The following is a 12,354-nucleotide window of genomic DNA, read 5'->3' as shown; positions in this document are numbered from 1 at the left end:
GCCGCCGGGTGGCGGCAACGCCCTCAGCCTGCCCGCGTGGCGCACGCCACACCAGAGGTGTGCTCAGGTCGTGACCATCCTGTCCTCGGATCGTGACCTGGGCGTCAGTCCTGCGCCGGCCCGAACTCCTTGGCCAGCTCCGCCGCCACGCCGGTGTACCCGGCCGGGGTCAGCTCCAGCAGGCGCGCCTGGGCGCCCTCGGACAGGCCCAGGCCCTGGACGAACTCGCGCATGCGGGCGGCGTCCACGCGCTGGCCGCGGGTGAGCTCCTTGAGGCGCTCGTAGGGATTGTCCATGCCCGGCACGCCGGCGATCGCCTCGGCGCGCATGACGGTCTGGACGGCCTCGCCGAGCACCTCCCAGTTCGTGTCGAGGTCCTCGGCCAGCACGGGCTCGGCCACCTGGAGCTGGCCCATGCCCTTGGTGACGTTGGTCAGAGCGAGCACCGAGTGGCCGAGGGCCACGCCGATGTTGCGCTGCGACGTCGAGTCCGTGAGGTCGCGCTGCCAACGGGACTCCACGAGGGTGGCACCCAGCGAGTCGAGCAGCGCGCAGGAGAGCTCGAGGTTGGCCTCGGCGTTCTCGAAGCGGATCGGGTTCACCTTGTGCGGCATGGTGGAGGAGCCGGTCGCGCCGGCCACGGGGATCTGCGCGAAGTAGCCGATGGAGATGTAGCTCCACACGTCCACGCAGAAGCCGTGGAGGATCCGATTGAAGCGCGCGACGTCGGCGTACAGCTCCGCCTGCCAGTCGTGGGACTCGATCTGGGTGGTCAGCGGGTTCCAGGTGAGGCCGAGGTGCTCCACGAAGGACCGGGACAGGGCCGGCCAGTCCGCGTCCGGGGCGGCGGCGAGGTGGGCGGCGTAGGTGCCGGTGGCGCCGTTGATCTTGCCCAGGTACTCCTGGCCGGCGATGCGCCGGGTCTGGCGGGTCAGACGGTGCACGAACACGGCCATCTCCTTGCCCAGCGTGGTGGGCGTGGCCGGCTGGCCGTGCGTGCGGGAGAGCATGGGGGTCTCGGCGGCCTCGGCGGCCATCGCGGAGACGGTGGCCACGGCGGCGCGGGCGGCCGGCAGCCAGACCTGCTCGACGGCGTCGCGCACACCCACCGCGTAGGCGAGGTTGTTGATGTCCTCGGAGGTGCACGCGAAGTGCACGAGCGGCTTCAGCCGGCCCAGGCCCAGCCCCTCGAGGCGGTCGGCGATGAAGTACTCGACGGCCTTCACGTCGTGCACCGTGACCTTCTCGGTGGCCGCCAGCTCGGACACGGACTCCGCGTCGAAGTCCGTGACGATCGCCCGCAGGCCCGCCTGCTGCTCGGCCGTGAGCGGCTCGAGACCCGGCAGCACGCGGTGCTCGGCCAGGTGGATGAACCACTCCACCTCCACGTGGATGCGGTTGCGGTTCAGCGCCGCCTCGGACAGGTGCTCCACGAGTGGCTCCACCGCCGCGCGGTAGCGGCCGTCCAGGGGGCCGAGGGCGATGCCGGCCTCGGCGAGGGAACGGCGGTGGGCGGTGGACGCGGGCGCGGGCGCGGGCTGCGAGGTCATGGCCCCCATTCTGGCAGGCGCCGCGGACGCCCGGCGAAGGCGACGACCGGGTCCGTCCTCAGCCGTCCGTCGACGCCGGCCACCAGTCCCGCCGCAGCACCGCGAGCTGCACCGAGTCCCATCGCCGGCCCTCCCAGGAGCGCGCCTCGGGGATGCGGGCGACCTCGGTGTACCCGACGCGGACCGCCGACGCGATCATCCGCGCGTTGCCGGACCACGTGACCAGGCTCAGCAGGTGCGCGTCCGTCTCCGCGAACGACGCGTCCGACCACAGCGTGAGCGCCGCCCGCCCGACGCCGCGGCCCCACGTGGTCGGGTCGAACAGCAGGATGCCGAGCTCCCACCAGCCCGAGCCCGCCGGATGCTGCTCCGTGCGGGTCACGAGACCGACGGGGGCGCCGTCCACCGTGACGACCCGGACGTCCGGGTCGCCGACGCGCCGGCGCGCGTGGTCGGCGTCGAAGTCCGCGCGGCTCGGCGGGGCGGCCGTGTCCGCGGCGTGGAAGTAGGGGGCGTCCCACGACTTCCACTCGGGGTCCTCGGCGCCGTGGATCCAGGTCCACAGGAAGTCGGCGTCGTCGGCGGCCACCGGGCGCAGCGCGACGTCGGTCCGGGGCGGGGCGTCCGCGCGCGTCCCGGAGGGGCGAGGGGTGGCGGGATCGGGCTCGGTCATGGCGCCATCCTGCCCTCAGCCGCGACGGGGTGGCCAGTGCAACATGCGGACGCGCCCGGTGGCCCGGGGCGCGGCGGACCTACCGTGGCTGACGTCGCCGTCGCCCGGCGTCGGCGTGCCGAGAGGGATGAGGAGACCGAGATGACGGAACGGACCGGGCAGGCCCACGAGGCCGGGACGATCGACCGGCTGATGGCCGGGTGGGTCGCCGACGTCGAGACCCCGGACGCCTGCGCCGCCCACCTGCTCTGCGACCGCTGGCCGGCCGACGCCGTGGCGTTCCGGTTCGTGGCGGAGGACATGTCCGCCGTCGACCTCACCTTCGGCGACCTGGCCGACCGCTCCCGCCGCCTCGCCACCGGCCTCGCCGCCCGCGGCGTCACGCGCGGCGACCGCGTGCCCGTGATGATGTCCAAACGGGAGGAGCTCGTCATCACGCTGCTGGCCCTGTGGCGGCTCGGCGCCGTGCACGTGCCACTGTTCACCGCGTTCGCCGCGGGCGCCGCACGGATGCGCATCGAGGGCGCGGCGGCGCGGCTCGTCGTCGCCGAACCCCGCCAGGCCGAGAAGCTCACGGACATCCCCGGCATCGAGATCATCCGCACCGGCCCGGAGTGGGACGCGCTCGCGGACTCCGCGCCGCTGGCCGAGGACGTCGCCGTCGGCGGGGACGGGCCGATCGCCCTGCTGTTCACCTCCGGCACCACCGGCCGCCCCAAGGGGGTGCCCGTGCCGCTGCGCGCGGCCGCCGCGTTCGCCGTCTACCTCACGTGCGCGGTGGACCTGCGACCCGAGGACCTGTTCTGGAACGCGGCCGACCACGGCTGGGCGTACGGGCTGTACTACGGGATCGTCGGCACGCTGGTGCTCGGGGCGACCTCGGTGCAGTACCGCGGCGCCTTCTCCCCGGCGACCATGGTCGAGGTGATCCGCTCGCAGGGCGTCACGAACCTCGCCGGCGCCCCCACGATGTTCCGCGCGCTGGCCAAGGCCGGGGAGGTCACCGAGGACGCCCCGCTGCGGCTGCGGCGCGTGTCCACGGCGGGGGAGCCGCTGCCGCCGTCCGTGCTCGAGTGGGGCCGGGCGGCCCTCGGCACGGAGATCCGCGACCACTACGGCCAGACCGAGCTGGGCATGGTCATCTGCACCCTCGCGCACCCCGAGCTGGCCGCGCCGCCCCGCCCGGGTTCGATGGGTGTGCCCCTGCCGGGGGTCGCCGCCGAGATCCGGGACGGGCAGATCGCGATCGACGCGGCCTCGCCCCTGTTCTGGTTCCCCGGCTACCTCGGGGAGCCGGAGAAGACCGCGGAGCGTTTCACCCCGGACGGCCGCTGGTACCTGACCGGGGACACCGCCCGGCAGGACGACGACGGCTGGTTCTTCTTCTCCTCCCGGGACGACGACGTGATCCTCGCCGCCGGGTACCGGATCGGCCCGTTCGACGTGGAGTCCGTGCTCATCGACCACCCGCGGGTGCAGGACGTGGCCGTCGTCGGCCTGCCGGACCCGGAGGGGGTGCGGGGCGAGGAGGTCGTGGCGTTCGTGGTGCCCGCCGGGGCCGTCGCGGACCCGGACGCCCTGGCGGCCGAGCTGCAGGCGAAGGTCCGCGACGAGTACTCCAAGCACGCCTACCCGCGCCGGGTGCACTTCGTGGACCGACTGCCCAAGACCCCCTCCGGCAAGCTGCAGCGGTTCCTGCTGCGCCAGGGCGCCGCCGGCTGAGTCAGCGGTGCACGAGCCGCAGGAACGCGCCGATCATCGGCAGGTCCTCGGGGCGGGTGGGCAGCGCGTCCGCGAGGGCGGGGGAGTGGACGAGGTAGGCGGCCCACTGCCCGCGCGAGATCGACACGTTGAGCCGGTTCCGGTTCAGGAGGAAGTCCAGCCCGCGCGGCACGTCCTGCGGTGAGGACGCCGCCATCGTCAGGATCGCGACGGCGGCCTCCCGGCCCTGGAACTTGTCCACGGTGCCGACGGTGGTGCCCTCGAGGCCGGCGGCGTCGAGTGCCTCCCGGACCGTGGCGACCTGCGCGTTGTACGGGGCCACCACGATCACGTCGGACGGCACGAGCGGCCGGCCGGGGTCGTCCGGGCCGGTGGACCAGGTGCGGCCGAGCAGTGACCGGATGATCTCGACGACGGCCGCGGCCTCCTCCGGCGAGGACACCGCGTTGCCCGTGTGGGAGACCGGCCAGGGGTGCAGCCCGGGCTCCACGCCGTCGAGGCGGCGGGCGTCCGTGCGCGGGGTGTGCGAGCGCAGGCGGCCGGCGTAGGAGAGCTCGGAGACCGCGCGGGTGAGCGCCGAGTGCATGCGCCACGAGGTGTCCAGGAAGAAGCCGCGGTCGGCGCGGAGCACGGGGGCGCTCTCCGCGATCCAGGTCAGGGCCGCGTCGCCGATGGGCTGGGGGTGCTCGCCCTTGCTGACCTGGGGGAGCTGCTGCGGGTCACCCAGCAGCAGCACCGTCTCGGCCAGGGCGCTCGCGCCCAGGAGGTGCGCGAGGGAGAGCTGCCCGGCCTCGTCCACCACCAGGAGGTCGACCGGCTGGGCCGCGGCGTTCGCGAAGGTCCACGCGGTGCCGCCCAGGACCCGGCCCGGTGCCAGGAAGGCATGGACCTCCGATGAGCCCAGGGACGTCCAGCGGTGCGGTCCGTCCGGGTCCTTGGGCTCCTTGCCCACGCGGTCGGGGTCCACACCGACGCCGATCAGCTGGTCGAGGAAGTTCTCCACCACCGCGTGGGACTGGGCCGTGACACCGACCGTCCAGCCCCGGTCCAGGAGTTCCTTCACCGCGCGGCTGCCCACGAACGTCTTGCCGGTGCCGGGAGGGCCCTGCACGGCCACGTAGGAGCCGCGTGCGGACTCGACCGCCTCGACCAGGCCGCCGACACCGTCCCGCCGGCCGTCTCGTACGTCCGCCCCGATCGCGGCGAGGGTCCGGCCCGTGGTGCGCGGGGCACGGCGCGCCAGGATGTCGAACACCGCTCCGTCCGGCAGCCGGCCGCGGCGGGCGGTCTCGGCGGCCTGCTCCCGGATGCGTTCGAGGAGGCCACCGGGCCGGACATAGTTGAGGTGGAACACCGCCATGGGCACCTCCGCGTGCGGTTCCGGCTCGTACTTGGCGCTGAGGCGCTGCAGCAGGCTGACCCGGAACCGGCCCGGTGCGATCTCCTCCACCTCGGTCACGTCCACGGGCGATCGGCTCTGCCAGCGGACGGCGTTGGGGGCCAGCTCCGCCCAGCGCGGCGGCTGCTCGTACAGGGCGTTGAGCTTGAACCTCTCCTGGCTGTTCCGACGCGGCCGGACCTCGGTGCCCGGCTCGAGGCGCCCGGTCACGGTCAGCGTCCGGGCGGGGTTGCTCCGCGGGGTGGGACGTTCCCATGCACCCACCGACTCGACGGTGTCGAACACCAGGTTCGCGCGCGGCTCCTGCCACTCGTCCGGGGCGGACACCGCCCGATCGAACATGGCCCACCACAGCGGCTTGTTCTCCCTCGCGAAGTAGCCCAGGCCCGCGGCCAGCAGGGCGACACCGCGCGGCCCGCCGTCGAGCTCCGTCTCCGGGGCCCCCGTCCCGCCCGCCTCGTCCCTCTCGACGCCCGCCAGCGCCTGCAGCGAGGCGGCGAGGGCCGCGTCCTGCTCCTGGAGCGACGGCGCAGCCTCGACCAGCGGCTCGTCCCCGGTCGCGGCGTCGTCGGCGGGACGGTCCGCGACGGCCGCCTCCTCGGGCTCGACCTGCGCCAGCAGCCAGTCCCGCAGCCGCGCCGTGGAGACGCAGTCGTACCGGTTGTAGTCCTCGATGTCGGCGCGGATCGCCCGCGCGACCTCGGTGTCCCCGGCCTCCATCGCGGCGACGTACCGGTGGTACTCGGTGACGCTGTCCGCCGCCGTCGTGACGCCGTCCTCCGCCCGGTGCTCCGCCCCCATGTAGAGGGGCTCCAGCTTCTTGATGGAGTAGCTCGGCACACCGGCCCGCAGGGCGGCGCGGACCGTGGCGTAGAGGTCCACGAACAGCCCCGCGCGCAGCCAGTCGTCCAGCTCGCGCTCGCCCACGCCGTGGCGCACGGTCAGGCGTTTCAGCGCGGTGACCTCGTACGCGGCGTAGTGGTAGATCCGCATCCCCGGGTGGGTCGCGCGCCGCGCCTCCACGAACGCCACGAACTGCTCGAGCGCCGCCCGCTCGGCGGCACGGGTGTCCGCCCACAGGCCCGTGAACCGGAAGTCGGCCGAGGCGGTGCGCGCGGTGTCCCCGCCCGGCGCCTCGACCCAGCCCCACAGGTACTCGAGGCCCTCCATGCTCCCGTCCGCGGAGACCCACAGCGGGTCCCCCTCGAAGTCGAAGAAGACGTCTCCGGCGTCCGGCACGGGCAGCCCCACCACGGCGCGCGGGTCCACGATCCGATGCGGCGGCAGCCCGTCCGCCCCGGCCGGCTCCAGCTGGATCGCCGCCTGGTCCCGCAGTGCCTCCCACGTGCGGCGGGCCATGCCCTCCGGCGGTGCGACGGACGCCGCGAGCTGCTCGATGGTCGTGATGCCGGCCTCGCGCAGCCGGGTGCGCTGCAACCGCGTGGCCCCCGCCGTGAGCAGCACGTCCCGGTGCTCGGCGACGGCCTCCTCGCACGCCTCGCATGCGCCGCAAACGCTCAGGCGGTCGTCGCCCCAGCGGGCGGGCTCCCCGGCGGCCACGTGATCCTGCAGCAGCGCCTCCAGCCGGGCGCGCTGGTGCCGGTACACCGGTATCACCTCGTCCAGGTCCGCGACGTGCCGGGAACCGTCCCCGAGCCACAGGCTGCCCTGCCGCGCCCGCGGCACGCCCATGCCGTCCAGCAGGTCCGCGTACGCGGCGATCTGCAGCAGCGCCGTCACCCGCGCATGCCGGGCCAGCTTCGTGTCCACCACCTCGTACGCGCCCTCGGGGTGCTCCTCGTCCGTGCGGAGCACGAGGAAGTCGGCCAGGCCGCCGAACGCGCCGTCGTGCAGCATCCCCTGGAACACGACGGCGGGACGCGCGGCCAACGCCGCCGCGGTGCGCTCCCGGGCGGCCCGCACGCCCTCGGGCGTGTAGCGCTCCGGGCGGGCGAGCCGGACCACCTGGTCCGCACCGTGCTCCGCCTCGAGGCGCGCGAGCACGCGGGACTCGTGCTCGTCCCCGAGGCGGGAGACCCGCTCCAGGAACGCGTCCTCCACGCCGATCCGCTCGGCGCGCCCGAGTCTCGGGTCCACCGTCCCGCGCAGCCACCCGTACGTGCACGTCGCGGCGGCGGTGATGTCCGAGGGGCTGAGCATGAAGGAGGCGCGGTCCGGCGCGAAGGTCACCATGCGGTCACCCTAGACAGCAGCCGCGGACGCGATGGGCAGGGCCGCGCACAGGATCCCGGTGCGTCTCGCCCCGGCTGCGGCAGGGCGGGGCGGCGTGCGTCACACACCGGACCGGACTTGACGTGGGTCACATCCAGGGAGTTACCTAATGATCGTTCAGTAATTCTCTGCGCCGCCGCGCCGGCGCGCCCGTGCCCGCAGGGAGGCCCGCCCATGACCGAGACCGCCCACCACCCCATGCTCGCCGAGGACCGCGTGGCGCGGTGGCTCGGCGTCACCCTCGAGGCCGCCGAGAAGGACCACGCGCGCATCCGGATGACGCTCACCGAGGACCAGCACAACGGCTTCGGCCTGGCCCACGGTGGCGCCGTCTTCGCGTTCGCGGACACGTGCTTCGCGTTGACCTGCAACGACCCCGCCTCGGACGGCTCCACCGTCACCGTGGCCTCCGGTGTGGACGTCAACTTCCTCGCGGCCACCCGCGCCGGCCAGACCCTCGTCGCGGAGGGCCGTCTGGTCGCCGCCGCGGGCCGCTCGGCCGTCTACGACATCACTGTCACCACCGACGACGGCACCCCGGTGGCTGCCTTCCGCGGCCGCTCCCGCACCATCCCTGCCCCCGCACGCTGACCGACGGGCGCACCCGCCGGTGCGCCGCCGTCGTCGACCGCCGCCCGACCCCGCATCCCCAGGAGGACGCCATGCTTGAGGCCTCGATCCCCAACCCGTACACGCCGGCACCCCTGCCCGCCCCCGCCGACCGCGGGGCCCCGGACCCCGAGGAGACGATGAGCCGGGGTCAGATCGAGGCGCTCCAGTTCGAGCGTCTCCGCTGGACCCTGCACCACGCCTACGAGAACGTGCCCGCGTACCGGGAGCACTTCGACGCGCACGGCGTCCACCCCTCGGACTTCACGGAGCTCGGGGACCTCGCCAAGTTCCCGTACACGGACAAGGAGTTCCTGCGGAAGAGCTACCCGTTCGGCGCATTCGCCGCCACGGGCCCCGAGCTGCGCCGCATCCACGCCTCCTCCGGCACTACCGGCCAGCCCACCGTGGTCGGCTACACCGACGACGACCTGGCCACGTGGGCCACCCTCGTCGCCCGCTGCTTCCGCGCCGGCGGCATCCGCCCCGGTGACCGCGTGCACAACGCGTACGGCTACGGCCTGTTCACCGGCGGCCTCGGCGCCCACTACGGCGCCGAGCGCATCGGCGCGGCCGTGATCCCGATGTCCGGCGGGCAGACGGAGAAGCAGGTGCAGCTGATCACCGACTTCCAGCCGCGCGCCATCCTCTCCACGCCCACCTACCTGCTGACCATCGCGGACGGCTTCAAGAAGCTCGGGCTGGACCCCCGCGAGTCCTCCCTCGAGGTCGCGATCCTCGGCGCCGAGCCGTGGACCGAGGAGATGCGCCGCGAGATCGAGCAGACCTTCGACCTCGACGCCCTGGACATCTACGGCCTCTCCGAGGTCATGGGCCCGGGCGTGGCCGGCGAGTCCGCGGCCACCAAGGACGGCTCCCACATCTGGGAGGACCACTTCCGCCCCGAGATCATCGACCCGCTCACGGACGAGGTCCTCGAGACCGGCCGCCACGGCGAGCTCGTCTTCACCTCGCTCACCAAGCAGGCGCTGCCGATCATCCGGTACCGCACCCACGACCTCACCCGCCTGCTGCCGGGCACCACACACCCGGGCCACCGCCGCATGGGCCGCATCACCGGCCGCTCGGACGACATGATCATCCTGCGCGGCGTGAACCTGTTCCCGTCGCAGATCGAGGAGCTGGCCCTCAAGGAGCCGGCCCTGTCGCCGCACTTCACCCTCGAGATCACCCGCCCGGACCGCATGGACCAGATGGCCGTGAACATCGAGCGCCGCGATCATGCGACCCTCGAGGAGGCCCAGGCCTGCGCCGCGCACCTGCGCATGGAGATCAAGACGAAGATCGGCTCCTCGTGCGTGATCAACGTGGTGGAGCCGGAGACCCTCGCCCGCTCCTCCGGCAAGCTCAAGCGGATCTACGACCTGCGCGACCAGGCCTGATCCCGCCCCGCGGCCGATCCCGGCGCCGGCGTGCCCGGTAGAGTGGACCGGTGCGTCGTCGTCGGCGTCCGCCCGCCTCCGAAGGAGCCCCGTGCCCCAGAGCAGCCCCACCCCGCGCCGCGGCCGGCCCGGCTATGACCGGCAGACGCTGCTGGCCGAGTGCGTCGAGCTCTTCAACCGGCACGGCTACGAGGCGACGTCCATGGGCATGCTCGCCACCCACCTGGGCATCTCCAAGTCCGCGATCTACCACCACGTGGAGTCCAAGGAGGCGATCCTCGACCACGCGGTGACGGAGGCGCTCGACGCCCTCGAGGCGTGCCTGGACGATGTGGTGGCCAGCGGGGCCGGCGCCGGCGCGCAGGTCGAGGCGGCCATCCGCGGCACGCTCGGGGTGCTGGCGGAGAAGCAGCCCGAGGTGACCCTGCTGCTGCGCCTGCGCGGGAACTCGGCGGTCGAGCTGGCCGCCGTCGAGCGCCGCCGCGAGATCACCCGGCGTCTGGGCGACCTGCTCGAGGCCGCCCAGGCCGCGGGTGCGGTGCGCTCCGACGTGACCCCGCGCAACCTCGCCCGCCTGGCGCTCGGCATGATCAACTCGATCGTCGACTGGTACCGGCCGGATCGCGGCGTCCCCGGCCAGCAGGGACCGGGCCAGATGATCGACGCCGTCACGGGCGTGGTGCTCGGGGGTCTGCGGGGCTGAGGGTCCGCTGTCCTCAGCCCTCGCCGTCGAGCGCGGCGAGCACGTCGGTGACGATCGAGGCCGCACGGTCCTCGGCGTCCGCGGGGACCCCGCCGTCCGCGTCAGCCTGGGCCACGGCCACGATGCGGGCACCGTCCTGCACGGCCGTGAGGTGCGAATAGACGGACCCCCCGGGGGCCGGGAGCGCCGTGTAGGCGGTGCCGCCCTCGTGCTCGGTCCGCGTCACGCTCTCCACGCCGAGCCCGGCCAGGTCCACCCCGGTGCAGGCCTGCCCCGCCGCTCGGGCGTCCTCCAGGGCGGCGCGGGCGGCCTCCTCCGTGGGGTACACGGTGACGCGCACGCCGAGCGGAGTGACCTCGGCGTCGGGGGACGCCGTGAAGGAGGGCGGCGGCGTCGAGGTGGGCCCGCCGCCGGTGGTGGCGGCCGTCTCCGGCTGGGCCGTGAGCCCCAGGTCAGCGGCCCCGGCCTCGGCGTCCCGCTCCAGGTCGGAGCGGGTGGCGTCCAGGCAGGCCTGCTGGTCCGCGCTGCGGGTGGGCGCCGGGCTCGCGCCGGCGTCGACCGCCTGCTCCAGGCCGGCGGCCCGCTGACGCAGCTCCGTCTGCCGCTCCAGCGGCGAGGCGGCGCTCAGCCCCACCTCGGACCCCGGCCCCGCGGCCCGCTGCACGGCGGCCTGCACCGCCAGGGTCCGCTGCCCGTCCAGCGCGGGGGGCATCTCGAGGGACAGGCTGCCCGAGGCGGAGGCGGAGGCGGAGGCGCCGCCCGAGCTCGCCGTGGAGGCGCTGGCCGCGGGTGACGTGGGGGCCGTGGAGCTGCTGGCCGCGGGCGACGTGGACGCGGACGAGGCCGCCGTCGTCGTGGACGATGCCGACGAGGGGGCGGGGGAGGGGGGCTCTGCGCCGCCGCCCGCGCACCCGGCGAGGGCGAGCGCGCCCACGGCGAGGGCGCCGAGCAGGGGGAGTCGGGAGGTTGTCATGGCTCGACTCTACGTGCGCTGTGACGGATGCCACAAGGAAGCGGCGGGGGCATGCGTCGGGGCCGCCCGATGCGTGGTGCGCATCGGACAGCCCCGGATCCGCCGGCGGAGGAGGTCAGCCGAGCGGGGTGTCCTTGTCGCCCAGGTTCCAGTCCTCCACCGGGCCGAGGTTCTCCCCGTCCGGCCCGTAGCGGTAGAAGCCCTGGCCGTCGGCCACACCGCTGTGGCCCTCGGCGATGCTCTTCTCGAGCAGCTCGGCGAAGCCGCGCTGCCAGTCGACGCCCGTGTTGCGGGAGACGTTGGCGGCCACGTGGAAGCCCACGATGTCATAGGTCTGGAACGGGCCGCGCTCGTTGCCGGTGGCCACGCGCCAGGTGCGGTCGATGTCCGCCGGGTTGCCCACTCCGTGCATGTACAGCTTGGAGCCGGCCTGCAGCCACGGGATGAGCAGGGAGTTGAGGAAGTAGCCCGGGATCTCCTTGCGCACGTGCACGGGGACCATGCCGGTCTCCTCGGCGAACTGCAGGGCTCCCGCGACGGCCTCCGGCGAGGTCGCGGCGGTGCCCATGACCTCGGCGGTGTTCTGCGCCCAGATGCGGTTGGCGTAGTGCAGGGCCAGGAAGCGCTCCGGATGGCCGCTGGCGTCGGCGAAGTCCGAGGGCAGCAGGGAGGAGGTGTTCGTGGCGAACAGGGTCGTGGCGGGGGCGAGCTCGCCCACCTGGGCCCACACCTTGCGCTTGAGCTCCAGGTTCTCCGGGACGGCCTCGACCACGATGTCCGCATCCGCCAGGGCCTCGCCGAGGTCCGAGGTCGGCGTGATGCGGGCGATGGCTTCGTCGAAGCGCTGCGGGTCGTAGCCCTCCCCGAGGTCTGCTTCGTAGCCCTGGCGGATCCACGCCCAGCGGCGCTCGATCCCCTCGAGGGCGGCGGGGACGGCGTCGTAGGCCATCACCCTCTTGCCGTGGTACGCCGCCTGCATGATGATCTGCGAACCCAGCACGCCGGTGCCCAGCACGGCGACCTGCTCGAAACGGGTGAACTCGGACATGTGTGTCGACCTTCTTCTCTCGCGGTCCGAATGGGACGTACA

General features: G+C 74.0%; 9 protein-coding genes. 4 read left to right on the top strand and 5 right to left on the bottom strand.

What is annotated here, in order from left to right; genetic code table 11:
- Positions 1-104: 104 nt before the first annotated feature.
- Positions 105-1,550 (bottom strand): adenylosuccinate lyase, encoded by a 1,446-nt coding sequence (gene purB / locus AC3RKA_RS09930; protein ID WP_049159350.1) that lies wholly within the window; start codon positions 1,548-1,550, stop codon positions 105-107.
- A gap of 58 nt (positions 1,551-1,608) precedes the next feature.
- The gene (locus tag AC3RKA_RS09925; RefSeq protein ID WP_489727205.1) at positions 1,609-2,223 is read right to left on the bottom strand and encodes a GNAT family N-acetyltransferase; all 615 of its coding nucleotides are present in this window, start codon (positions 2,221-2,223) and stop codon (positions 1,609-1,611) included.
- A 141-nt stretch (positions 2,224-2,364) separates the two neighbouring features.
- Between AC3RKA_RS09925 and AC3RKA_RS09920 the strand changes: the two genes are divergently transcribed.
- Positions 2,365-3,945: an AMP-binding protein gene (locus AC3RKA_RS09920; protein WP_489727204.1), complete on the top strand. Its 1,581-nt coding sequence runs from the start codon at positions 2,365-2,367 to the stop codon at positions 3,943-3,945.
- A 1-nt stretch (position 3,946) separates the two neighbouring features.
- Here the strand turns inward: AC3RKA_RS09920 and AC3RKA_RS09915 are convergent, their stop codons facing one another.
- Positions 3,947-7,537 (bottom strand): TM0106 family RecB-like putative nuclease, encoded by a 3,591-nt coding sequence (locus AC3RKA_RS09915; RefSeq protein WP_489727203.1) that lies wholly within the window; start codon positions 7,535-7,537, stop codon positions 3,947-3,949.
- Between the two features lie 213 nt (positions 7,538-7,750).
- On the opposite strand from AC3RKA_RS09915, the gene AC3RKA_RS09910 reads away from it, so the two are divergent.
- The 3 genes from AC3RKA_RS09910 to AC3RKA_RS09900 all read left to right on the top strand — a co-directional run bounded on the left by AC3RKA_RS09910 (position 7,751) and on the right by AC3RKA_RS09900 (position 10,291).
- The gene (locus AC3RKA_RS09910; protein ID WP_489727202.1) at positions 7,751-8,167 is read left to right on the top strand and encodes a PaaI family thioesterase; all 417 of its coding nucleotides are present in this window, start codon (positions 7,751-7,753) and stop codon (positions 8,165-8,167) included.
- Between the two features lie 71 nt (positions 8,168-8,238).
- Positions 8,239-9,588 (top strand): phenylacetate--CoA ligase family protein, encoded by a 1,350-nt coding sequence (locus tag AC3RKA_RS09905; RefSeq protein ID WP_489727201.1) that lies wholly within the window; start codon positions 8,239-8,241, stop codon positions 9,586-9,588.
- 91 nt (positions 9,589-9,679) lie between these two features.
- Complete coding sequence (locus tag AC3RKA_RS09900; RefSeq protein ID WP_216879554.1) at positions 9,680-10,291, top strand: TetR/AcrR family transcriptional regulator; 612 nt, start codon at positions 9,680-9,682, stop codon at positions 10,289-10,291.
- Positions 10,292-10,304: 13 nt separating this feature from the next.
- Here AC3RKA_RS09900 and AC3RKA_RS09895 read toward each other — a convergent pair whose 3' ends face one another.
- The gene (locus AC3RKA_RS09895; protein WP_489727200.1) at positions 10,305-11,264 is read right to left on the bottom strand and encodes a hypothetical protein; all 960 of its coding nucleotides are present in this window, start codon (positions 11,262-11,264) and stop codon (positions 10,305-10,307) included.
- A 115-nt stretch (positions 11,265-11,379) separates the two neighbouring features.
- Positions 11,380-12,312, bottom strand: coding sequence for a 3-hydroxyacyl-CoA dehydrogenase (locus AC3RKA_RS09890; RefSeq protein WP_002854258.1), 933 nt, complete (start codon positions 12,310-12,312; stop codon positions 11,380-11,382).
- Positions 12,313-12,354 lie beyond the last annotated feature (42 nt).

It is taken from the genome of Micrococcus sp. iso_229 (genome assembly GCF_058072725.1).
The sequence above is the reverse complement of the archived record's forward strand: the minus strand, read 5'-3'. Positions and strand labels throughout refer to the sequence as shown.

Coding starts and splice junctions, on each gene's coding strand:
- AC3RKA_RS09895 (WP_489727200.1), bottom strand. CDS start 11,264: ATGACAACCTCCCGACTCCCCCTGCTCGGCGCCCTCGCCGTGGGCGCG.
- AC3RKA_RS09890 (WP_002854258.1), bottom strand. CDS start 12,312: ATGTCCGAGTTCACCCGTTTCGAGCAGGTCGCCGTGCTGGGCACCGGC.
- AC3RKA_RS09925 (WP_489727205.1), bottom strand. CDS start 2,223: ATGACCGAGCCCGATCCCGCCACCCCTCGCCCCTCCGGGACGCGCGCG.
- purB (WP_049159350.1), bottom strand. CDS start 1,550: ATGACCTCGCAGCCCGCGCCCGCGCCCGCGTCCACCGCCCACCGCCGT.
- AC3RKA_RS09920 (WP_489727204.1), top strand. CDS start 2,365: ATGACGGAACGGACCGGGCAGGCCCACGAGGCCGGGACGATCGACCGG.
- AC3RKA_RS09910 (WP_489727202.1), top strand. CDS start 7,751: ATGACCGAGACCGCCCACCACCCCATGCTCGCCGAGGACCGCGTGGCG.
- AC3RKA_RS09915 (WP_489727203.1), bottom strand. CDS start 7,537: ATGGTGACCTTCGCGCCGGACCGCGCCTCCTTCATGCTCAGCCCCTCG.
- AC3RKA_RS09905 (WP_489727201.1), top strand. CDS start 8,239: ATGCTTGAGGCCTCGATCCCCAACCCGTACACGCCGGCACCCCTGCCC.